Here is a 21693-nt window from a genome sequence, read left to right as displayed (position 1 = left end):
GCTTTTGCCTGGCGCAGTTGCACCGGGCCATTCACTGGATACCGAGGGCTTTACTGCATGTCGAAAGAAGACAGCTTCGAAATGGAAGGCACTGTCGTCGACACCCTGCCCAACACCATGTTTCGTGTGGAGTTGGAAAATGGGCACGTCGTAACCGCGCATATCTCCGGCAAGATGCGCAAGAACTACATTCGTATTCTTACCGGTGACAAAGTGCGCGTCGAGCTGACGCCCTATGACTTGAGCAAAGGGCGCATCACTTACCGCGCTCGCTAAGCAAGTCAATACAAGACGCCCGGTTATGCCGGGCGTTTTTGTGTGTGCGCTATTTACCGAACACCCTGAATTCCCTGTGGGAGCTGGCTTGCCTGCGATAGCGGTCGGTCAGAGAAGAATTTTTTAGCTGATACACCGCTATCGCAGGCAAGCCAGCTCCCACATTTGATCTCTGTTGTCTTGAAGGCGGTATTCCAAACCTGGAGATAGCAAAAAGGCGCCTTTCGGCGCCTTTTTGCTGTGTTGCAATCAACGATCAGGCCATTTCAGCCGTGGTCTCGAACTCGAAGGTCAGCTCGCCATCCTTCAGGTCGATATGCACCACGCCACCATGGTCGGAAAGCTCGCCGAACAGGATCTCTTCGGCCAAGGGCCGCTTGATCTTGTCCTGGATCAGACGCGCCATCGGGCGTGCGCCCATTGCCGCGTCGTAGCCACCTTCGGCCAGCCAGCTGCGTGCCGCGTCCGTCACTTCCAGCTGCACGCGCTTGTCTTCCAACTGCGCTTGAAGCTCGGTAAGGAACTTGTCCACCACGCTTTTGATGACCTCATGGCTGAGGCGACCAAACTGGATAATGGTGTCCAGGCGGTTGCGGAACTCCGGCGTAAAGCTCTTCTTGATCACTTCCATCGCATCGGAAGAGTGATCCTGATGGCTGAAGCCGATCGAGGCCCGCGCGGCCGTTTCGGCACCGGCGTTGGTGGTCATGATCACGATCACGTTACGGAAGTCCGCCTTGCGCCCGTTGTTGTCGGTCAGGGTCCCGTGGTCCATCACCTGCAGGAGCAGGTTGAAGACTTCCGGGTGGGCCTTCTCGATTTCATCGAGCAGCAATACGCAATGCGGTTGCTTGGTGATCGCTTCGGTCAGCAAACCGCCCTGGTCGAAGCCGACATAGCCCGGAGGCGCACCGATCAGGCGCGACACAGTGTGCCGCTCCATGTATTCGGACATGTCGAACCGCACCAACTCGATCCCCATGGCCTTGGCCAACTGCCGCGCCGCCTCGGTCTTGCCGACACCAGTGGGGCCTGCGAACAGGAACGAACCCACCGGCTTGTCCGGCGCCTTGAGCCCCGCACGGGACAGCTTGATCGCGGTGGACAGCGCGTCGATGGCCGCATCCTGGCCAAACACGGTGAGCTTGAGATCGCGCTCCAGGTTACGCAGCAGCTCCTTATCGGAACTGTTGACGTGTTTAGGCGGAATACGCGCGATCTTCGCGACGATGTCCTCGACCTGAGGCACGTCGATGCGCTTCACACGCTTCTCGACCGGCTGCAGGCGCTGATAGGCGCCCGCCTCGTCGATCACGTCGATGGCCTTGTCCGGCATATGCCGATCATTGATGTAGCGTGACGCCAGCTCGGCCGCTGCACGCAGGGCCTCGTCGGTGTACTCGATGCCATGGTGCGCTTCGAAACGCCCCTTGAGCCCGCGCAGGATGCCGATGGTGTCTTCAACCGAAGGCTCGGACACGTCGACTTTCTGGAAGCGACGCGCCAGGGCGCGGTCTTTCTCGAAGATGCCGCGAAATTCCTGGAACGTGGTCGAGCCGATGCAACGGATATCACCCGACGACAGCAACGGCTTGAGCAGGTTGGAGGCGTCCATCACCCCGCCAGACGCCGCACCCGCACCGATGATGGTGTGAATTTCGTCGATAAACAGGATCGCCTGCGGGCGTTTTTTCAGCTCGCCGAGCAACGCCTTGAAGCGCTTCTCGAAATCGCCACGGTACTTGGTCCCGGCGAGCAAGGCGCCCAGGTCCAGGGAGTAGACGACACTGTTGGCCAGCAGATCCGGCACCTGGTTATCGACGATGCGCTTGGCCAGGCCTTCGGCAATCGCGGTTTTACCCACGCCCGCCTCACCCACCAGCAACGGGTTGTTCTTGCGACGACGTGCGAGGATCTGCGCTACGCGCTCAACTTCAAGCTCCCGCCCCACCAGCGGATCGATCCGCCCCTGGCGCGCCAGTTCGTTGAGGTTGCTGGCATAGGCATCCAATGGATTGCCCGAAGAAGAAGACTCACCGCCCTCGTCGTCCTGCATATCCTGCTCACCCTCGGAATGATCGCCGTGCCCGGGCACCTTGGAGATACCGTGGGCGATGTAGTTGACGACATCAATACGGGCAACGCTCTGCTGCTTGAGCAGGAACACTGCCTGGCTTTCCTGTTCGCTGAAGATCGCCACAAGCACATTGGCGCCCGTGACTTCACGCTTACCGGAGCTCTGCACATGGAACACGGCACGCTGAAGCACCCGCTGGAAGCCCAGGGTTGGCTGGGTTTCACGGTCTTCATCGTGGACTGGAATAAGTGGCGTTGTGGAGTCGATAAACTCCTGCAGATCATGCTTGAGTTTGTCGAGGTTGGCGCCGCACGCACGCAAGACGGTGGCGGCTGCTTCGTTATCCAAAAGTGCCAGCAGCAGGTGTTCGACGGTCATGAATTCATGACGCTTCGAACGGGCCTCCTTGAAGGCAAGATTGAGGGTGACTTCGAGCTCGCGGTTTAACATAGCTTCACCTCATACCCAAGTGGTCGGCGTTAACCGTCCTTCTCGATTTCACAGAGTAGCGGATGCTGGCTTTCCCTGGCGTACTGGTTGACCTGCATGGCCTTTGTCTCGGCGATGTCGCGGGTAAACACTCCACATACTGCCCGTCCTTCTGTATGAACGGCCAGCATTACCTTGGTCGCCAACTCGCGGTTCAGGTTAAAAAACACCTCGAGCACTTCGACGACGAAATCCATCGGTGTGTAGTCATCATTGAACAAAACCACCTTGTACATCGGCGGCGCCTGTAGAGCAGGCTTGGCCTCCTGGACAGCAACGCCTGCAGAACCGTCGTCATCATGTTCCTGATCCGGGCGATCCTGATTGAATGTTAGTCGAATCTGGCTGTTTGCATGCATGGAAAGAAAGGTTCGTCAGTGGTTCAAATACAGTGGTGGGGGCGACCTGTCAGAATTTCAACTCTGACCGACTGGTCGCCTTGACTATCGGCAAATCAGTGTTACAACCAATAGAACCCACAGTGGGTAAAAAAGGTCCGCGCAGTCAACCTTATTTATTCGGGTTAGGACGGATAAACTGGATGATACTCCAGTGATGGAGTCTGGTGCAGAGGGATATGGAGATGGCTAGTGGTAAGGTCAAGTGGTTCAACAATGCCAAAGGCTACGGCTTCGTCGTTGAAGATGGTAAAAGCGAAGATCTTTTTGCGCATTACTCAGCGATCCAAATGGATGGATACAAGACGCTGAAAGCGGGGCAACCTGTGAATTTTGAGATTATTCAAGGACCCAAAGGGCTGCACGCCGTGGCAATCACCAACGCCATACAACCGCAGCCTGACGATCACGCACATTCGCACACTCACAAAGAAAAGAAACAAACGGCCTGATCCGCCGACAAGTGAGAGCGCCGCGATAAAAAAAGGCCACCCCAATCAGCTTGGGGTGGCCTTTATTTGTATTGCCTTTACATGTGCGAGATCAACGCCTCACCAAAGCCGGACGATGACACCAATTTCGCGCCATCCATCAAGCGCTCGAAGTCGTAGGTCACGGTCTTGGCCGAAATCGCACCATTGGTGCCCTTGATGATCAGGTCGGCCGCTTCGGTCCAGCCCATATGGCGCAGCATCATCTCCGCCGACAGGATCAGCGAACCGGGGTTGACCTGGTCCTTGCCCGCATATTTCGGCGCAGTGCCGTGGGTTGCTTCGAACATCGCTACGGTGTCAGACAGATTGGCCCCTGGCGCAATACCAATACCACCCACTTCTGCCGCCAAGGCGTCAGACAGGTAATCACCATTGAGGTTGAGGGTGGCGATTACATCATACTCGGCCGGACGCAGCAGGATCTGCTGGAGCATGGCGTCAGCAATGGCATCTTTAACCACGACATTCTTGCCGGTCTTCGGGTTCTTGAATTGCATCCAAGGGCCGCCATCGAGCAACGTCGCGCCGAACTCTTTCTCGGCAATCCCGTAGGCCCACTCTTTAAAGGCGCCTTCGGTGAACTTCATGATGTTGCCTTTATGCACGATGGTCAGCGAGTCGCGATCGTTATCCACTACATATTGCAGGGCCTTACGCGCCAGACGTTCGGTGCCTTCCTTGGAAACCGGCTTCACGCCAATCCCGCAATCCTGGTCAAAACGAATTTTGGTAACGCCCATTTCCTCCTTGAGGAACTTGATCACCTTGATGGCTTCCGGCGAACCGGCTTTCCATTCGATGCCGGCGTAAATATCCTCGGAGTTCTCGCGGAAGATGGTCATGTCCACATCCCCCGGCTTTTTCACCGGGCTCGGCACGCCTTCGAACCAGCGCACCGGGCGCAGGCACACATACAGGTCGAGCTGCTGGCGCAGGGCCACGTTCAGCGAACGGATGCCGCCACCCACCGGCGTGGTCAGCGGGCCTTTAATGGAAACCACGTAATCCTTGACCGCATCCAGGGTTTCCTGGGGCAGCCAGGTGTCCTGGTCGTAGACTTGCGTGGCCTTTTCGCCGGCATACACCTCCATCCACGAGATCTTGCGCTTGCCGCCGTAGGCTTTTTCAACAGCGGCGTCGACCACCTTGATCATCACCGGGCTGATGTCGACGCCGATACCGTCACCTTCGATAAACGGGATGATTGGGTGATCAGGAACATTGAGAGAATGGTCTGCATTGACGGTGATTTTGTCGCCGACGGCTGGAACCTGAATCTTCTTGTATCCCATGCTGAACTCCATCTATGGATTGAACATCTGGCTGCGTTCGAGCCTACTCCAGATAAATGACGACCGAAACCTCGCGCCATGCTCACTTGCATCGAAAACAGCATATTTAGTCGCCTACAAGCCTGAAATCAAAGGCAAAATCGCCAATCCTGAGCACATCCTGCGACTTTTGGCGTAGCTCGGCACCTGCGACCTTTAGACCAATGGACGACACACCTTTTGTATGAAGGCTCGGCGTAAGCATAGCGACCTATGTATAATGCCGCCGCTGACCCAAGAGTCACGACGGCTGACCGCTCTAGACAGTAGCCTTCAGCCAGAAAGCAGGACTATTACAATAGTCCAAACGCTTGACGCTCGACTGATGCAACCCAACATCACCGCGAAGAAACCTCGACATTTCGCTCATGGATGACTTTGAACGAACGCGCTCCACCCGGCGCATCTCGAGTTTCTGCGCACGCTTTCAGCAAAGAAGAGAGTTAATCCGAATATGCCCACCCGCTCGAAGATCATCTACACCTTCACCGACGAAGCCCCGGCCCTCGCCACCTATTCACTGCTGCCTATCGTAGAGGCCTTCACCGCTTCCGCTGATATTGCCGTGGAAACCCGCGACATCTCCCTCGCCGCGCGCATCCTCGCAAGCTTCCCCGAGCAACTGGGCGCCAAGGCTATCCCGGACCACCTCGCCGAACTGGGCGACCTGGCCGTTACGCCTGAAGCCAACATCATCAAGCTGCCTAACATCAGCGCCTCGACCCCGCAGCTGCAAGCCGCGATCAAGGAACTGCAGGCCCAGGGCTACGCCCTGCCGGACTACCCGGAAACCGTAACCACCGACGCGGAAAAAGAAACCCGTGCACGTTACGACAAGGTCAAGGGCAGCGCCGTGAACCCGGTACTGCGCGAAGGCAACTCCGACCGCCGCGCACCGCTGTCGGTCAAGAACTACGCACGCAAGCACCCGCACAAGATGGGCGCCTGGGCGGCCGACTCCAAGTCGCACATCGCCCACATGAACAACGGCGACTTCTACGGCAGCGAAAAAGCCGTACAGATCGAAGCCGCTGACGCCGTGAAGATCGAACTGATCGCCCAAGACGGCACCGCCACTGTCCTGAAGGAAAAGACTTCGGTACAGGCCGGCGAAATCATCGACACCGCCGTACTGAGCAAGAAAGCCCTGCGCGCGTTCATCGCCGCTGAAATCGAAGACGCCAAGCAACAAGGCGTGCTGCTGTCGGTCCACCTGAAAGCCACCATGATGAAGGTCTCCGACCCGATCATGTTCGGCCAGATCGTTGCCGAGTTCTATAAAGACGCCCTGGCCAAGCACGCTGTCGTGCTGGAGCAGATCGGCTTCAACCTGAACAACGGCATCGGCGACCTGTACGCTCGCATCAAGGCCCTGCCGGCCGACCAGCAAGCGCAGATCGAAGCCGACATCCAGGCGGTCTACGCCGCTCGCCCTTCCCTGGCGATGGTCAACTCCGACAAAGGCATCACCAACCTGCACGTACCGAGCGACGTCATCGTCGACGCCTCGATGCCAGCGATGATCCGTGACTCCGGCAAGATGTGGGGCACCGACGGCCAGCTGCACGACACCAAGGCCGTGATCCCGGATCGCTGCTACGCCACCATCTACCAAGCCGTCATCGAAGACTGCAAGGCCAATGGCGCGTTCGACCCAACCACCATGGGCAGCGTGCCAAACGTTGGCCTGATGGCGAAGAAAGCCGAAGAGTACGGTTCCCACGACAAGACCTTCCAGATCAAGGCTGACGGCGTAGTCCGCGTCACCGACAGCAAGGGCAACCTGCTGATGGAACAGAACGTCGAAGCCGGCGACATCTTCCGCATGTGCCAGACCAAAGACGCGCCGATCCAGGACTGGGTCAAACTGGCCGTCAACCGTGCTCGCGCCAGCAACACCCCAGCGATCTTCTGGCTGGACCCTAAGCGTGCGCACGACGGCGTCGTGGTCGAGAAAGTTCAGGCCTACCTGAAAGACCACAACACCGAAGGCCTGGACATCCGCATCATGGCCCCGGTCGATGCGATGAAGTTCACCCTGGAGCGCACCCGCAAGGGCCTGGACACCATCTCGGTGACCGGCAACGTACTGCGCGACTACCTGACCGACCTGTTCCCGATCATGGAATTGGGCACCAGCGCCAAGATGCTGTCCATCGTGCCGCTGATGAACGGCGGCGGCCTGTTCGAAACCGGCGCCGGCGGTTCGGCTCCGAAGCACGTGCAGCAACTGGTGGAAGAGAACTTCCTGCGCTGGGATTCCCTGGGCGAGTTCCTGGCCCTGGCGGCTTCCCTTGAGCATTTGGGTGTGACGTACAACAACCCGAAAGCCCTGGTCCTGTCCAAGACCCTGGACCAGGCCACTGGCCAGTTCCTCGACAACAACAAGTCGCCATCGCGCAAAGTCGGCAACATCGACAACCGCGGCAGCCACTTCTACCTGGCGCTGTACTGGGCACAAGCCCTGGCCGCCCAGAGCGAAGACACTGCACTGCAAGCGCAGTTCGGCGAACTGGCCGAAACCCTGACCGCGAACGAAGCAACCATCGTTGCCGAGCTCAACGCCGTACAGGGCAAGCCAGTGGACATCGGCGGCTACTACGCGCCGAGCCCGGAGCTGACAGGCAAGGCCATGCGCCCGAGCAACACCCTCAATGCGGCGATTGCCAAGTTGAAGTAAGGTTGTAAGGATGCAAAGAAGCCCCGGCCCAGTGCCGGGGTTTCTGTTTGCACCACCCCCGATTGCATTGAAGAAACCCAATCAAATGTGGGAGCTGGCTTGCCTGCGATAGCTGTCTGCCAGTTGATACCGCCGCAGCTGGCCCACCGCCATCGCAGGCAAGCCAGCTCCCACATCGACCGAGTTTCTCCAGCCACATCATCCTTGAGGCCGTTTATGACCTGGCAACCCCACATCACCGTCGCCACCATCGTCGAAGACAACGGCCGCTTCCTCATGGTCGAAGAACTGAAAAACGGCCGCGCCGTACTCAACCAGCCCGCCGGCCACCTCGACCCGCATGAAACCCTCACCGAAGCCGCCGTGCGCGAAACCCTCGAAGAAACCGGCTGGGATGTGGAAGCCACCGGCATCGTCGGCATCTACCTCTACACCGCCCCGAGCAATGGCGTGACCTATCAACGGGTTTGCTTCATCGCCAAGGCCCTGAAACACCACCCGGACTATCAACTCGACGAAGGCATCATCCGCGCCCGCTGGCTGACCCGTGACGAGCTGCTGGCCGTGCGCGAAGACTGGCGCAGCGAGCTGATCATCCGCTGTATCGATGATTATTTGGCCGGCCAGCGCCACAGCCTGGAATTGATCCGCCCTTCTCTTTAGCCTTGAAGGCCCGAGCCTGATAGAATCGCGTCCTTTTTCAAGACACCCGTTGAAACCCTATGCGTGATCCAGCCCCTTCTGACACACAAAAGAAGCGCGTCATCGTCGGCATGTCCGGCGGCGTGGATTCTTCCGTTTCCGCCGTTCTGCTCATGGAGCAGGGTTATGAGGTGGAAGGCCTGTTCATGAAGAACTGGGAAGAAGACGATGGAACGGAATATTGCACCGCCATGGACGACCTGGCGGACGCCCAGGCCGTGTGCGACAAGATCGGTATCAAGCTGCACACCGCCAACTTCGCCGCCGAGTACTGGGACAACGTGTTCGAGCACTTCCTGGCCGAGTACAAGGCCGGTCGCACGCCGAACCCGGACATCCTGTGCAACCGCGAAATCAAGTTCAAGGCGTTCCTCGACTACGCCATGATGCTGGGCGCCGACCTGATCGCCACCGGCCACTACGTGCGCCGCCGTGACATCGATGGCCGCACCGAACTGCTCAAAGGCCTGGACCCGAACAAGGACCAGAGCTACTTCCTGCACGCCGTCGGCGGCGAGCAGATCGCCAAGACCCTGTTCCCGGTGGGCGAACTGGAAAAACCCGAAGTACGCAAGATCGCCGAAAAGCACGGCCTCGCCACGGCCAAGAAGAAGGATTCCACCGGGATCTGCTTTATCGGCGAGCGCCGCTTCAGCGACTTCCTCAAGCAATACCTGCCGGCACAACCGGGCGAGATCAAGACCACCGACGGTGAAGTCATCGGCCGCCACCACGGCCTGATGTACCACACCATCGGCCAACGCCAGGGCCTGGGCATCGGCGGCTTGAAAGACGCCGGGGAAGAGCCGTGGTACGTGCTGGTCAAGGACCTGGAAAACAACGAGCTGATCGTCGGCCAGGGCAACGAGCACCCGCTGCTGTTCTCCGGCGCCCTGCTGGCTTCGGAAATCTATTGGGTCAACCCGATCGACCTGAGCGCCCCGCGCCGCCTGACGGCCAAGGTGCGCTATCGCCAAAGCGACCAGCCGTGCACGCTGGAAAAGACCGCTACCGGCTATCGCGCCACCTTTGATGACCCGCAACGCGCGGTCACGCCCGGCCAGTCCGTGGTGTTCTACGACGGCGAAATCTGCCTGGGCGGCGGCGTGATTGAAGTGGCCGAAGCCTGGAGCAACCCGGCATGAGCCCGACCCAGGAACAATTGACGGCACTGGGCGGGGTCTTCCTCGCCGCCGTCCTGGTGGACAAGATCGCCAAGACCGGCCAGGTCACCGAGGCGGGACTGACCTGCATGCTCGGCAGCCTGTTGATCCGCGACCCCAAGGACACCCTGGAAGTCTACGGCGGCGACGACATCGCGCTGCGTGAAGGCTACCGCGCGCTGATCGGCGCCCTGGAGCGCGACCCCAGCACCCTGCAGCGCGAGCCGTTGCGCTACGCCCTGTCGATGCTCGGCCTGGAGCGGCAACTGGCCAAGCGCGAGGACATGCTGGAAGTCATCGGCAAGCGCCTGCCACAGATTCAATCCCAGGTGGAACACTTCGGCCCGGCCCACGAAAACGTGATCGCCGCCTGCGGTGCGCTGTATCAGGACACCTTGAGCACCTTGCGCCAGCGGATCCAGGTCCACGGCGACATGCGCAACCTGCAACAACCGAACAACGCCTCGAAAATCCGCGCCCTGCTCCTGGCCGGTATTCGTTCGGCGCGGTTGTGGCGCCAGTTGGGCGGTCATCGTTGGCAGTTGGTGATCAGCCGGCGCAAATTGCTCAAAGAGCTTTACCCGTTGATGCGCAACGAATAAGTCGCAGCAACCGCATTTTTTCAAGCGTTACGCGTAATACGCCGGTCAGTTGGCGACGGACCGGCGGATTTTTTCATGTATGATACGCGCCCCATTTCGTTGCCCGACTGTCCGAGAACACCCCATGCAGCTCTCTTCGCTCACTGCGGTTTCCCCTGTTGACGGCCGCTACGCCGGCAAAACCCAGGCCCTGCGCCCTATTTTCAGCGAATACGGTCTGATCCGTGCTCGTGTTCTGGTTGAAGTGCGCTGGCTCCAGCGCCTGGCCGCTCACCCCGCCATCAGCGAAGTGCCGGCGTTTTCCGCCGAAGCCAACGCTGTGCTCAACACCCTGGCGGAAAACTTTTCCCTGGAGCACGCCGAGCGTGTGAAAGAGATCGAGCGCACCACCAACCACGACGTCAAAGCCATCGAGTACCTGCTCAAAGAGCAAGCCGCCAAGCTGCCGGAACTGGCCCAGGTCAGCGAGTTCATCCACTTTGCCTGCACCAGCGAGGACATCAACAACCTGTCCCACGCCCTGATGCTGCGCGAAGGCCGTGATGACGTGATGCTGCCGCTGATGCGCCAGACCGCCAACGCCATCCGTGAACTGGCGATCCGCTTCGCCGACGTGCCGATGCTGTCGCGCACCCACGGTCAGCCGGCCTCGCCGACCACCCTGGGCAAAGAACTGGCCAACGTGGTGTACCGCCTGGAGCGTCAGATCGCTCAGGTCGCCGCCGTGCCGCTGCTGGGCAAGATCAACGGCGCCGTGGGCAACTACAACGCCCACCTCTCCGCCTACCCGGAAATCGACTGGGAAGAAAACGCCCGCGCCTTCATCGAAGACGAGCTGGGCCTGGGTTTCAACCCGTACACCACGCAGATCGAGCCGCACGACTACATCGCCGAGCTGTTCGACGCCATTGCGCGCTTCAACACCATCCTGATCGACTTCGATCGCGATATCTGGGGCTACATCTCCCTGGGCTACTTCAAGCAGCGCACCATTGCCGGTGAAATCGGTTCGTCGACCATGCCGCACAAGGTCAACCCGATCGACTTCGAAAACTCCGAAGGCAACCTCGGCATCGCCAACGCCCTGTTCCAGCACCTGGCCAGCAAGTTGCCGATCTCCCGCTGGCAGCGCGACCTGACCGACTCCACCGTACTGCGCAACCTCGGCGTGGGCTTCGCTCACAGCGTGATCGCGTACGAAGCCAGCCTCAAAGGCATCAGCAAGCTGGAGCTCAACGCGCAGAAGATCGCCGCTGACCTGGACGCGTGCTGGGAAGTCCTGGCCGAGCCGATCCAGACCGTGATGCGTCGCTACAACATCGAAAACCCGTACGAGAAGCTGAAAGAATTGACGCGCGGCAAGGGCATCAGCCCCGAGGCGCTGCAAACTTTCATCGACGGCCTGGACATGCCAGCCGCGGCCAAGGCCGAGCTGAAACTGCTCACCCCGGCCAACTACATCGGCAACGCTGTAGAGCAAGCCAAGCGCATCTGATCATCGCAAGACCCTTTGAGACGCCCGGCCGCGCCGGGCGTTTTTATTCCAGTCTGAAAAGTGCTTTCTTTCAATAGGTTACACATGAATCCTGACATCCCTCTTCAACTTCTGGGCGGCATCACGGCACGGGAATTCCTGCGCGACTACTGGCAGAAAAAACCGCTGCTGATCCGCCAGGCGATCCCCGATTTCGAAAGCCCGATCGACGCCGACGAACTGGCCGGCCTGGCCCTGGAAGAAGAAGTCGAGTCGCGCCTGGTGATCGAACACGGCGAACGTCCGTGGGAGCTGCGTCGCGGCCCGTTCGCCGAAGATGCTTTCGGCGCGCTGCCTGAGCGCGAGTGGACCCTGCTGGTACAAGCCGTCGACCAGTTCGTGCCGGAAGTCGCCGAGCTGCTGGAGCAGTTCCGCTTCCTGCCAAGCTGGCGCATCGACGACGTGATGATCAGCTTTGCCGCACCCGGCGGCAGCGTTGGCCCGCACTTCGACAACTACGATGTGTTCCTGCTGCAAGCCCAAGGCAAGCGCAACTGGAAAATCGGCCAGATGTGCAACTCCGAAAGCCCGCTGCTGCAACACGCAGACCTGCGCATCCTCGCCGAATTCGAAGAAAGCGCCGAATGGGTGCTGGAGCCGGGCGACATGCTCTACCTGCCACCGCGCCTGGCCCACTTCGGCATCGCCGAAGACGACTGCATGACCTACTCCGTGGGTTTCCGTGCACCGAGCGCGGCCGAAGTACTGACCCACTTCACCGACTTCCTCGCCCAGTACCTGACCGACGAAGAGCGCTACACCGACGCCGACGCCCAGCCGGTCAGCGACCCGCACCAGATCCAGAGCGACGCCCTCGACCGCCTGAAAAGCCTGCTGGCCGAGCACATGAGCGACGAGCGCATGCTGCTGACCTGGTTCGGCCAGTTCATGACCGAGCCGCGCTACCCGGAACTGGTGGCCGGCGAAGAGCTGGGCGAGGACGACTTCCTCGGCGCCCTGCAAGACGGCGCGATCCTGGTGCGCAACCCGAGCGCGCGCATGGCCTGGTCGGAAGTGGACGACGACGTTCTGCTGTTCGCCAGCGGCCAGAGCCGTTACCTGCCGGGCAAACTGCGCGAGCTGCTGAAACTGATCTGCGCCGCCGACGCCCTGCACGCCGAAAACCTCGGCCCGTGGCTGGCGGACGAAGACGGCCGCGATCTGCTGTGCGAACTGGTCAAGCAAGGAAGCCTGGGGTTTGCCGATGAATAAGATTCACGTAAGTGTCGCGGACTGGCAAAAGGATATCGCCGAGATACGGCGCATTCGTGAAGCGGTATTTATCGCTGAGCAATCGGTACCCCCAGAGCTGGAATGGGATGCAGACGACGCTGACGCCGTGCATTTCCTCGCCTTCGAAGGCGACTTTCCGATTGGCACCGCCCGCTTGCTGCCCAGCGGCGAGATCGGGCGCGTGTCGGTGCTCAAGGATTGGCGCGGGCTTAAAGTCGGCGACAAGCTGATGGAAGCGGTGATTGGCGTGGCTGAGCAGCGTGGCCAGACGAAGCAGTTTCTCAGTGCGCAGGTGTATGCGGCGCCGTTTTATGAGCGATTGGGGTTCAAGATCGTCAGTGAGGAGTTTCTTGAAGTCGGGATTCCTCATGTCGATATGGTGCGCGAGGGCTGATCCGAGACCGCGTCGCCTGCATCGCAGGCAAGCCAGCTCCCACAGGCGATCGCATTCCAAAGGATGTACTCGGTCAAATGTGGGAGCTGGCTTGCCTGCGATGCCTTTTGCAGCAACACCCCAAAATGCCCTGCCCTGCCAGGGCATTTTGCCGTCTACGATTCAACTTGCGCCCCGCCAGGCCGACAAACTGGCACTATCAAGCCTAATGACTCGCAGAGATAACGGATATGTCCCTACGCACCCTGCTCACCGCTCTCCTGCTGGCCACCAGCGTCACGGCCATGGCCGACACCGAAGTGGTCAACCTGAGCAACCGCACCAGTGCCGACCTGCTGCCCGTGGCGCAGAACTTCATCGGCAAGGACGGCACCGTCAGCGCCTACGGCAACCAGCTTATTGTCAAGGCCGACCCCGGCAAGATCCAGGACCTGCGCGCCCTGCTCGCGCAACTCGACACCCCGGCCAAGCGCCTGCTGATCACCGTCGACACCAACGAGAACAACCAGCAGAACAGCGGCGACAGCCAGACCCGCATCATCAGCTACGGCACCGCCAGCCGCGACGGCGGCGTACAGCAGATCCAGGCCAGCGAAGGCGTGCCGGCGCTGATCCAGGTCGGCCAGAGCGTGCCGCTGACCACCACCCAACCGGACGCCTACGGTCGCCCGCAAAACCAGACCCAATACCGCAACGTGACCCAGGGCTTCTACGTGACCGCCAGCGTCACCGGCGAGACCGTTCACCTGGCCATCAGTACCAACCGTGACCGCATGAGCCAGGAACGTCCCGATGTAGTGAGCGTGCAAAGTACCGACACAACCGTCAGCGGCCGCTTGGGTGAATGGATCCCTCTGGCCGGGATCAACCGCGAGACCCAGGCCGACAAATCCTCTGGAACCCGCACTTACTCTACTCAGGGCCGCGATGACCTGACTTTGCGGGTCAAGGTCGACACCCTGAACTGAAGCACCAAAAACTGACTGATGAGTCGTCTTAGACTAAAGATGTAGTGCTTGAAAATAAGCACTACAAAACATTTGACGAGCCAAAAAAGCATGGGCATGATGGCCTCGCTCCCGCTAATCAGGGGCCCTGGCAAGGGCCTTCGGATCGCGCTCCAAGCTACCCACCCGAGCCGATTCGTGTCTGTACCGCCCACAAGGTGTGTTTGACGAGGTTGCGACTGGAACGAAGTTGTCCCGAGGGACGGAAGCCAACCAGGTAACCCGGCTACACACTGATGGTTCGTACAAAGGCCCACGACGCCCGAAGACTGCCCGCAGTTCGCCCCTACCTGCTCAACTCCTCCTCTCGCAACACGTTCATCCCGTCGCATTCCCCGCCAAACCCGACATGACCGCCTAAGCTTCTGGTCAGCGAGCAGCCCTGCCCACGCATCGATTGCACGGCTGGAAAACGGATCTTCTAAACAAGACGCGACGAGGTTTACTCCCATGGCACTGACACGCGAACAGCAAATTGCAGCCCTCGAAAAAGACTGGGCTGAAAACCCACGCTGGAAAGGCGTGACCCGCGCTTATTCCGCTGCTGACGTCGTCCGCCTGCGTGGCTCGGTTCAACCGGAGCACACCTTTGCAAAACTCGGCGCCGAGAAGCTGTGGAACCTGGTCACCCAAGGTGCCAAGCCGTCCTTCCGTCCCGACAAAGATTTCGTCAACTGCATGGGCGCCCTCACTGGCGGCCAGGCAGTGCAACAGGTAAAAGCCGGCATCCAGGCGATCTACCTGTCCGGCTGGCAAGTGGCAGCGGACAACAACTCCGCTGAATCCATGTACCCCGACCAGTCGCTGTACCCGGTGGATTCGGTTCCAACCGTGGTCAAGCGCATCAACAACTCGTTCCGTCGTGCCGACCAGATCCAGTGGAAAGCCGGCAAGAACCCAGGCGACGCAGGCTACATCGACTACTTCGCGCCAATCGTGGCTGACGCCGAGGCTGGTTTCGGCGGCGTACTCAACGCCTACGAGCTGATGAAGAGCATGATCGAGGCAGGCGCTGCCGGCGTGCACTTCGAAGACCAACTGGCGTCGGTGAAGAAATGCGGCCACATGGGCGGCAAGGTATTGGTGCCAACCCAGGAAGCTGTACAGAAGCTGACCGCTGCACGTTTGGCGGCTGACGTTGCCGGTACACCGACCATCATCCTGGCCCGTACCGACGCCAACGCCGCGGACCTGCTGACCTCGGATTGCGACCCGTACGACCAGCCGTTCGTCACTGGCGAACGCACCCAGGAAGGTTTCTACAAGGTGCGTGCCGGTCTCGACCAGGCCATCGCCCGCGGCCTGGCCTACGCGCCGTACGCTGACCTGATCTGGTGTGAAACCGCCAAGCCAGACCTGGACGAAGCCCGTCGCTTCGCCGAGGCGATCAAGAAGGAATACCCGGACCAACTGCTGTCCTACAACTGCTCGCCTTCTTTCAACTGGAAGAAGAACCTGGACGACGCGACCATCGCCAAATTCCAGCGCGAACTGTCCGCCATGGGCTACAAGCACCAGTTCATCACCCTGGCCGGCATTCACAACATGTGGCACAGCATGTTCAACCTGGCGCACGACTACGCCCGCAACGACATGACTGCCTACGTGAAGCTGCAAGAGCAGGAATTCGCCGACGCCGCCAAAGGCTACACCTTCGTGGCGCACCAGCAGGAAGTGGGCACCGGCTACTTCGACGACATGACCACCGTGATCCAGGGCGGCTCCTCGTCCGTGACCGCGCTGACCGGTTCGACCGAAGAAGAGCAGTTCCACTAAGCACCGCGTACACGGCCACTGCGGCCCCAAGGAAGACCTAACCGCAGTGCCGCAAAAAATCACGCCCCGACCTGTTCGGGGCGTTTTTTTTTGCGCTGATAAAAATCCGACTGACACCACACAGATCAAAATGTGGGAGCTGGCTTGCCTGCGATGGCGGTGGGCGAGACACTCGATTCATCTCTGACGCACCGCCATCGGGGGCAAGCCCGCTCCCACAGGGGGAATGCATTCATTCAGAAGATTTTTGGCAAAACATTGATCCAGAGCGGTATTCGCGCTGACCAGATCGGCTAAAAGATCCCCGTCATCAACTAAGCAGCAATCAAGCAAGTAACGACAACTTCCCCCGCCACACGCGAAACATTCGCTTAAACCCCACGCAAACAATATTCATTATCATTTGGCGCATGAAAACTTCGTTACCGCTTAAACAAAACACATTTGATTAAATGCCCGCTAATGCCCACCACACAAGGGTTGCAGCCCCATCGAGGTGCACTATGTCCTTATTCCATCGAATAATTTCGCTATAGGAATTTTACTTGCCCGGTGTTTAGCCATAAAATCACCGCGATTGATTGCAGTGCGACATATCGTCACTGCATCGTTACTTTTTTAAGCTCAGAGACCCTTGCTCTCTGTTAAGGACTTCCAGCATGACCGAAGCGACAGGACTCATGGCCCACAACTGGGGCTTTGCCATTTTCCTTCTCGGTGTTGTCGGCCTTTGCGCCTTCATGCTTGGTGTCTCCAGCCTCCTCGGGTCAAAAGCCTGGGGCCGCAGCAAAAACGAACCGTTCGAGTCCGGCATGCTACCTACAGGTGGCGCCCGCTTGCGGCTCTCAGCCAAATTCTATCTGGTCGCGATGCTGTTCGTGATCTTCGATATCGAAGCCCTCTTTCTCTTTGCCTGGTCTGTGTCCGTCCGCGAAAGCGGCTGGACCGGATTCGTCGAAGCTCTCGTTTTCATAGCAATTCTGTTGGCAGGCCTTGTCTACCTATTCCGAGTGGGCGCCCTTGACTGGGCTCCGGAAGCTCGTCGTAAGCGGCAAGCGAAGCTGAAACAATGAGGCTTTGGCGATGCAATACAATCTCACCAGGATCGACCCGGATGCTCCTAACGATCAGTACCCTATCGGCGAACGGGAAACCGTCTCCGATCCGTTAGAAGATCAAGTCCACAAAAACATCTACATGGGCAAGCTGGAAGACGTGCTGAGTGGCGCGGTCAACTGGGGGCGTAAAAACTCCCTGTGGCCGTACAACTTCGGCCTTTCGTGCTGCTACGTGGAAATGACCACTGCCTTCACGGCGCCCCACGACATCGCACGCTTCGGCGCCGAAGTTATCCGGGCATCACCGCGCCAGGCGGATTTCATGGTTATCGCCGGCACCTGCTTCATCAAGATGGCGCCGATCATCCAGCGTCTCTACGAGCAAATGCTCGAACCGAAGTGGGTTATCTCCATGGGTTCGTGCGCCAACTCCGGTGGCATGTACGACATCTACTCCGTTGTCCAAGGGGTGGACAAGTTCCTGCCCGTGGATGTCTACGTGCCCGGCTGCCCGCCCCGCCCCGAAGCGTTCCTGCAAGGCTTGATGCTGTTGCAGGAATCGATTGGCAAGGAGCGTCGCCCACTGTCCTGGGTCGTTGGCGATCAAGGCGTTTACCGCGCCGAGATGCCTTCGCAAAAGGAACAGCGCCGCGAACAGCGAATCGCAGTGACCAACCTGCGCAGCCCCGACGAAGTCTGATCCAGTCCGCTTCTTTTTATAGAACGAAAACCTGGCTTCATTCTTTACGTTGACCGAAAGCGATAAAAAAACCATGACTACAGGCAGCGCTCTGTACATCCCGCCTTATAAGGCAGACGACCAGGATGTGGTCGTCGAACTCAATAACCGTTTTGGCCCTGACGCCTTCACCGCCCAGGCCACGCGCACCGGCATGCCGGTGCTGTGGGTGGCGCGCGCCAAGCTCGTCGAAGTCCTGACCTTCCTGCGTAACCTGCCCAAGCCGTACGTCATGCTCTATGACCTGCATGGCGTGGACGAGCGTCTGCGCACCAAGCGTCAAGGGCTGCCGAGTGGCGCCGACTTCACCGTGTTCTACCACCTGATGTCGATCGAACGTAACAGCGACGTGATGATCAAGGTCGCGCTGAGCGAAAGCGACCTGAGCGTCCCGACCGTGACCGGTATCTGGCCGAACGCCAGCTGGTACGAGCGTGAAGTCTGGGACATGTTCGGTATCGACTTCCCGGGCCACCCGCACCTGACGCGCATCATGATGCCGCCCACGTGGGAAGGTCACCCGCTGCGCAAGGACTTCCCTGCCCGCGCCACCGAATTCGACCCGTTCAGCCTCAACCTCGCCAAGCAGCAGCTTGAAGAAGAAGCCGCGCGCTTCCGTCCGGAAGACTGGGGCATGAAACGCTCCGGCACCAACGAGGACTACATGTTCCTCAACCTGGGCCCGAACCACCCTTCGGCCCACGGTGCCTTCCGTATCATCCTGCAACTGGACGGCGAAGAAATCGTCGACTGCGTGCCGGACATCGGCTACCACCACCGTGGTGCCGAGAAGATGGCTGAGCGCCAGTCGTGGCACAGCTTCATCCCGTACACCGACCGTATCGACTACCTCGGCGGCGTGATGAACAACCTGCCGTACGTGCTCTCGGTCGAGAAGCTGGCCGGCATCAAGGTCCCGGACCGCGTCGACACCATCCGCATCATGATGGCCGAGTTCTTCCGCATCACCAGCCACCTGCTGTTCCTGGGTACCTATATCCAGGACGTCGGCGCCATGACCCCGGTGTTCTTCACTTTCACCGACCGTCAGCGCGCCTACAAGGTCATCGAAGCCATCACCGGTTTCCGCCTGCACCCGGCCTGGTACCGCATCGGCGGCGTGGCCCACGACCTGCCGAACGGCTGGGAGCGCCTGGTCAAGGAATTCATCGACTGGATGCCCAAGCGTCTGGACGAGTACCAAAAGGCTGCGCTGGACAACAGCATCCTCAAGGGTCGGACCATCGGCGTCGCTGCCTACAACACCAAAGAGGCCCTCGAATGGGGCGTCACCGGTGCTGGCCTGCGTTCCACCGGTTGCGATTTCGACCTGCGCAAGGCGCGCCCGTACTCCGGCTACGAGAACTTCGAATTTGAAGTACCGCTGGCGGCCAATGGCGATGCCTACGACCGTTGCATCGTGCGCGTCGAAGAAATGCGCCAGAGCCTGAAGATCATCGAGCAGTGCATGCGCAACATGCCGGCCGGCCCGTACAAGGCGGATCACCCGCTGACCACGCCGCCGCCGAAAGAGCGCACGCTGCAACACATCGAAACCCTGATCACGCACTTCCTGCAGGTTTCGTGGGGCCCGGTCATGCCGGCCAACGAATCCTTCCAGATGATTGAAGCGACCAAGGGTATCAACAGTTATTACCTGACGAGCGATGGCGGCACCATGAGCTACCGCACCCGGATTCGTACCCCAAGCTTCCCGCACTTGCAGCAGATCCCTTCGGTGATCAAAGGCGAGATGGTCGCGGACTTGATTGCGTACCTGGGTAGTATCGATTTCGTTATGGCCGACGTGGACCGCTAAGCATGAACAGCACGCTTATCCAGACAGACCGTTTCACCCTCAGTGAAACCGAGCGCTCGGCCATCGAGCACGAGTTGCATCACTACGAAGACCCGCGCGCGGCGTCGATCGAAGCCTTGAAGATCGTCCAGAAGGAACGTGGCTGGGTGCCGGACGGCGCCCTCTACGCCATCGGCGAGATCCTCGGCATCCCGGCCAGCGACGTTGAAGGCGTGGCCACGTTCTACAGCCAGATCTTCCGTCAGCCCGTAGGCCGCCACATCATTCGCGTGTGCGACAGCATGGTCTGCTACATCGGTGGCCACGAGAAAGTGGTCGACGCGATCCAGACCAAACTGGGCATCGGCCTCGGCCAGACCACCGCAGACGGGCGTTTCACCCTGCTGCCGGTGTGCTGCCTGGGCAACTGCGACAAGGCGCCGGCGTTGATGATCGACGACGACACATTCGGTGACGTACAGGCAGCTGGCGTGACCCAATTGCTCGAGGGCTACCCATGACCCTTACATCTTTCGGCCCGGCCAACCTGATCAAGCGTTCGCCTGAAACCCACCCGCTGACCTGGCGCCTGCGTGACGATGCCGAGCCGGTATGGCTGGACGAGTACCAGGCCAAGAACGGTTACGCAGCGGCGCGCAAAGCCTTCGCCGACATGGCCCAGGACGATATCGTCCAGACTGTGAAAGACGCCGGCCTCAAAGGTCGCGGCGGTGCAGGCTTCCCCACTGGCGTGAAGTGGGGCCTGATGCCAAAAGACGAATCCATCAACATCCGCTACCTGCTGTGCAACGCGGATGAAATGGAGCCGAACACCTGGAAAGACCGCATGCTGATGGAGCAACTGCCCCATCTGCTGATCGAAGGCATGCTGATCAGCGCCCGCGCGCTGAAAACCTACCGTGGCTATATCTTCCTGCGGGGCGAGTACACCACCGCCGCCAAGCACCTCAACCGTGCCGTGGAAGAAGCCAAGGCCGCGGGCCTGCTGGGCAAGAACATTCTCGGTTCGGGTTTCGACTTCGAACTGTTCGTGCACACCGGCGCCGGGCGTTATATCTGCGGTGAAGAAACCGCACTGATCAACTCCCTCGAAGGCCGCCGCGCCAACCCGCGCTCCAAGCCGCCCTTCCCTGCCGCCGTTGGCGTGTGGGGCAAGCCGACGTGCGTGAACAACGTCGAAACCCTGTGCAACGTGCCGGCGATCATCGCCGACGGCGTGGACTGGTACAAATCGTTGGCCCGCGAAGGCAGCGAAGACATGGGCACCAAGCTCATGGGCTTCTCCGGCAAGGTCAAGAACCCTGGCCTGTGGGAACTGCCGTTCGGCGTCACCGCACGCGAACTGTTCGAGGACTACGCCGGCGGCATGCGCGACGGCTACACCTTGAAAGCCTGGCAGCCAGGCGGCGCCGGTACCGGTTTCCTGCTCCCCGAGCACCTCGACGCACAGATGTATGCCGGCGGCATCGGCAAGGTCGGCACCCGGATGGGTACCGGCCTGGCGATGGCGGTGGACAACACCGTGAACATGGTCTCGCTGCTGCGCAACATGGAACAGTTCTTCGCCCGCGAATCCTGCGGCTTCTGCACCCCATGCCGCGACGGTCTGCCGTGGAGCGTGAAACTGCTGATGGCCCTGGAAAACGGCGAAGGCCGCGAGGGCGACATCGAGACCCTGCTGGGTCTGGTCGGTTTCCTCGGCCCAGGCAAGACGTTCTGTGCGCACGCACCGGGCGCCGTGGAGCCATTGGGCAGCGCTATCAAATACTTCCGCTCGGAGTTCGAAGCCGGCATCGCGCCTACCAGCGCCGCCGTCCCGCCTCTGGCGAGGCCGATCGTAGTCGGCGCGTAACGCTTAAAGAAGCGAAGGGTCCGTGCCCTTCGCTTTCTCATGTGCCGGCGCCTTAACGGCTGTGTAGAT

At 59.9% G+C, this 21693-nt stretch carries 19 protein-coding genes; 16 read left to right on the top strand and 3 right to left on the bottom strand.

Annotated elements, in window-relative coordinates:
* Positions 1-57: 57 nt before the first annotated feature.
* The gene (gene infA, locus B348_RS0116450) at positions 58-276 is read left to right on the top strand and encodes a translation initiation factor IF-1 (protein ID WP_002553999.1); all 219 of its coding nucleotides are present in this window, start codon (positions 58-60) and stop codon (positions 274-276) included.
* Positions 277-532: 256 nt separating this feature from the next.
* On the opposite strand, the gene clpA is transcribed toward infA, so the two are convergent.
* Positions 533-2803: an ATP-dependent Clp protease ATP-binding subunit ClpA gene (clpA, locus tag B348_RS0116445; protein WP_017737164.1), complete on the bottom strand. Its 2271-nt coding sequence runs from the start codon at positions 2801-2803 to the stop codon at positions 533-535.
* Between the two features lie 29 nt (positions 2804-2832).
* Positions 2833-3201 carry an ATP-dependent Clp protease adapter ClpS gene (gene clpS / locus B348_RS0116440; RefSeq protein ID WP_017737163.1) on the bottom strand — a complete coding sequence of 123 codons (369 nt, stop codon included), beginning with the start codon at positions 3199-3201 and terminating at the stop codon, positions 2833-2835.
* Between the two features lie 224 nt (positions 3202-3425).
* Between clpS and cspD the strand changes: the two genes are divergently transcribed.
* On the top strand, positions 3426-3692 hold the full coding sequence (gene cspD, locus B348_RS0116435; RefSeq protein ID WP_157356515.1) for a cold shock domain-containing protein CspD: 267 nt from the start codon (positions 3426-3428) through the stop codon (positions 3690-3692).
* Between the two features lie 77 nt (positions 3693-3769).
* Here cspD and icd read toward each other — a convergent pair whose 3' ends face one another.
* Entirely contained in the window at positions 3770-5026 is a 1257-nt protein-coding gene (icd, locus tag B348_RS0116430) for an NADP-dependent isocitrate dehydrogenase (protein WP_026136829.1), read from the bottom strand.
* A gap of 493 nt (positions 5027-5519) precedes the next feature.
* On the opposite strand from icd, the gene B348_RS0116420 reads away from it, so the two are divergent.
* The 14 genes from B348_RS0116420 (at position 5520) to nuoF (ending at position 21624) form a co-directional block, all read left to right on the top strand.
* A complete protein-coding gene (locus B348_RS0116420; protein ID WP_017737160.1) occupies positions 5520-7745 on the top strand; it encodes an NADP-dependent isocitrate dehydrogenase in 2226 nt (741 codons plus the stop codon).
* Positions 7746-7961: 216 nt separating this feature from the next.
* A complete protein-coding gene (locus B348_RS0116415) occupies positions 7962-8408 on the top strand; it encodes an NUDIX hydrolase (RefSeq protein WP_017737159.1) in 447 nt (148 codons plus the stop codon).
* A gap of 59 nt (positions 8409-8467) precedes the next feature.
* A complete protein-coding gene (gene mnmA, locus B348_RS0116410) occupies positions 8468-9592 on the top strand; it encodes a tRNA 2-thiouridine(34) synthase MnmA (RefSeq protein WP_017737158.1) in 1125 nt (374 codons plus the stop codon).
* Positions 9589-10212: a high frequency lysogenization protein HflD gene (hflD, locus tag B348_RS0116405; protein WP_017737157.1), complete on the top strand. Its 624-nt coding sequence runs from the start codon at positions 9589-9591 to the stop codon at positions 10210-10212. Before mnmA ends, hflD begins: the two co-directional genes overlap by 4 nt.
* A gap of 124 nt (positions 10213-10336) precedes the next feature.
* Positions 10337-11707 (top strand): adenylosuccinate lyase, encoded by a 1371-nt coding sequence (gene purB, locus B348_RS0116400; protein WP_017737156.1) that lies wholly within the window; start codon positions 10337-10339, stop codon positions 11705-11707.
* 84 nt (positions 11708-11791) lie between these two features.
* Positions 11792-12958 carry a cupin domain-containing protein gene (locus B348_RS0116395; RefSeq protein WP_017737155.1) on the top strand — a complete coding sequence of 389 codons (1167 nt, stop codon included), beginning with the start codon at positions 11792-11794 and terminating at the stop codon, positions 12956-12958.
* The gene (locus tag B348_RS0116390; RefSeq protein WP_017737154.1) at positions 12951-13373 is read left to right on the top strand and encodes a GNAT family N-acetyltransferase; all 423 of its coding nucleotides are present in this window, start codon (positions 12951-12953) and stop codon (positions 13371-13373) included. The genes B348_RS0116395 and B348_RS0116390 overlap by 8 nt, the downstream gene beginning before the upstream one ends.
* A gap of 230 nt (positions 13374-13603) precedes the next feature.
* Positions 13604-14341, top strand: coding sequence for a secretin N-terminal domain-containing protein (locus tag B348_RS0116385; protein WP_017737153.1), 738 nt, complete (start codon positions 13604-13606; stop codon positions 14339-14341).
* A gap of 489 nt (positions 14342-14830) precedes the next feature.
* Entirely contained in the window at positions 14831-16156 is a 1326-nt protein-coding gene (aceA, locus tag B348_RS0116380) for an isocitrate lyase (protein ID WP_017737152.1), read from the top strand.
* Positions 16157-16815: 659 nt separating this feature from the next.
* Positions 16816-17229: an NADH-quinone oxidoreductase subunit A gene (locus B348_RS0116375; RefSeq protein WP_003219575.1), complete on the top strand. Its 414-nt coding sequence runs from the start codon at positions 16816-16818 to the stop codon at positions 17227-17229.
* A gap of 10 nt (positions 17230-17239) precedes the next feature.
* Entirely contained in the window at positions 17240-17914 is a 675-nt protein-coding gene (locus tag B348_RS0116370) for an NADH-quinone oxidoreductase subunit B family protein (protein ID WP_012724951.1), read from the top strand.
* 73 nt (positions 17915-17987) lie between these two features.
* Positions 17988-19772, top strand: coding sequence for an NADH-quinone oxidoreductase subunit C/D (gene nuoC, locus B348_RS0116365; protein WP_026136827.1), 1785 nt, complete (start codon positions 17988-17990; stop codon positions 19770-19772).
* 2 nt (positions 19773-19774) lie between these two features.
* Complete coding sequence (gene nuoE, locus B348_RS0116360; protein ID WP_017737149.1) at positions 19775-20272, top strand: NADH-quinone oxidoreductase subunit NuoE; 498 nt, start codon at positions 19775-19777, stop codon at positions 20270-20272.
* Complete coding sequence (nuoF, locus tag B348_RS0116355; RefSeq protein ID WP_003174722.1) at positions 20269-21624, top strand: NADH-quinone oxidoreductase subunit NuoF; 1356 nt, start codon at positions 20269-20271, stop codon at positions 21622-21624. The genes nuoE and nuoF overlap by 4 nt, the downstream gene beginning before the upstream one ends.
* Positions 21625-21693 lie beyond the last annotated feature (69 nt).

Origin of the sequence: Pseudomonas sp. CBZ-4 (genome assembly GCF_000346755.1) — a bacterium.
GTDB lineage: Bacteria > Pseudomonadota > Gammaproteobacteria > Pseudomonadales > Pseudomonadaceae > Aquipseudomonas.
The sequence above is the reverse complement of the archived record's forward strand: the minus strand, read 5'-3'. Positions and strand labels throughout refer to the sequence as shown.

Excerpts from the sequence above, each read along its gene's own strand:
- nuoE (WP_017737149.1), top strand. The coding sequence starts at position 19,775 with ATGAACAGCACGCTTATCCAGACAGACCGTTTCACCCTCAGTGAAACC.
- B348_RS0116370 (WP_012724951.1), top strand. The coding sequence starts at position 17,240 with ATGCAATACAATCTCACCAGGATCGACCCGGATGCTCCTAACGATCAG.
- nuoC (WP_026136827.1), top strand. The coding sequence starts at position 17,988 with ATGACTACAGGCAGCGCTCTGTACATCCCGCCTTATAAGGCAGACGAC.
- mnmA (WP_017737158.1), top strand. The coding sequence starts at position 8,468 with ATGCGTGATCCAGCCCCTTCTGACACACAAAAGAAGCGCGTCATCGTC.
- clpS (WP_017737163.1), bottom strand. The coding sequence starts at position 3,201 with ATGCATGCAAACAGCCAGATTCGACTAACATTCAATCAGGATCGCCCG.
- B348_RS0116385 (WP_017737153.1), top strand. The coding sequence starts at position 13,604 with ATGTCCCTACGCACCCTGCTCACCGCTCTCCTGCTGGCCACCAGCGTC.
- hflD (WP_017737157.1), top strand. The coding sequence starts at position 9,589 with ATGAGCCCGACCCAGGAACAATTGACGGCACTGGGCGGGGTCTTCCTC.
- infA (WP_002553999.1), top strand. The coding sequence starts at position 58 with ATGTCGAAAGAAGACAGCTTCGAAATGGAAGGCACTGTCGTCGACACC.
- nuoF (WP_003174722.1), top strand. The coding sequence starts at position 20,269 with ATGACCCTTACATCTTTCGGCCCGGCCAACCTGATCAAGCGTTCGCCT.
- aceA (WP_017737152.1), top strand. The coding sequence starts at position 14,831 with ATGGCACTGACACGCGAACAGCAAATTGCAGCCCTCGAAAAAGACTGG.
- B348_RS0116415 (WP_017737159.1), top strand. The coding sequence starts at position 7,962 with ATGACCTGGCAACCCCACATCACCGTCGCCACCATCGTCGAAGACAAC.
- icd (WP_026136829.1), bottom strand. The coding sequence starts at position 5,026 with ATGGGATACAAGAAGATTCAGGTTCCAGCCGTCGGCGACAAAATCACC.
- B348_RS0116395 (WP_017737155.1), top strand. The coding sequence starts at position 11,792 with ATGAATCCTGACATCCCTCTTCAACTTCTGGGCGGCATCACGGCACGG.
- purB (WP_017737156.1), top strand. The coding sequence starts at position 10,337 with ATGCAGCTCTCTTCGCTCACTGCGGTTTCCCCTGTTGACGGCCGCTAC.
- cspD (WP_157356515.1), top strand. The coding sequence starts at position 3,426 with ATGGCTAGTGGTAAGGTCAAGTGGTTCAACAATGCCAAAGGCTACGGC.
- B348_RS0116420 (WP_017737160.1), top strand. The coding sequence starts at position 5,520 with ATGCCCACCCGCTCGAAGATCATCTACACCTTCACCGACGAAGCCCCG.
- B348_RS0116390 (WP_017737154.1), top strand. The coding sequence starts at position 12,951 with ATGAATAAGATTCACGTAAGTGTCGCGGACTGGCAAAAGGATATCGCC.
- clpA (WP_017737164.1), bottom strand. The coding sequence starts at position 2,803 with ATGTTAAACCGCGAGCTCGAAGTCACCCTCAATCTTGCCTTCAAGGAG.
- B348_RS0116375 (WP_003219575.1), top strand. The coding sequence starts at position 16,816 with ATGACCGAAGCGACAGGACTCATGGCCCACAACTGGGGCTTTGCCATT.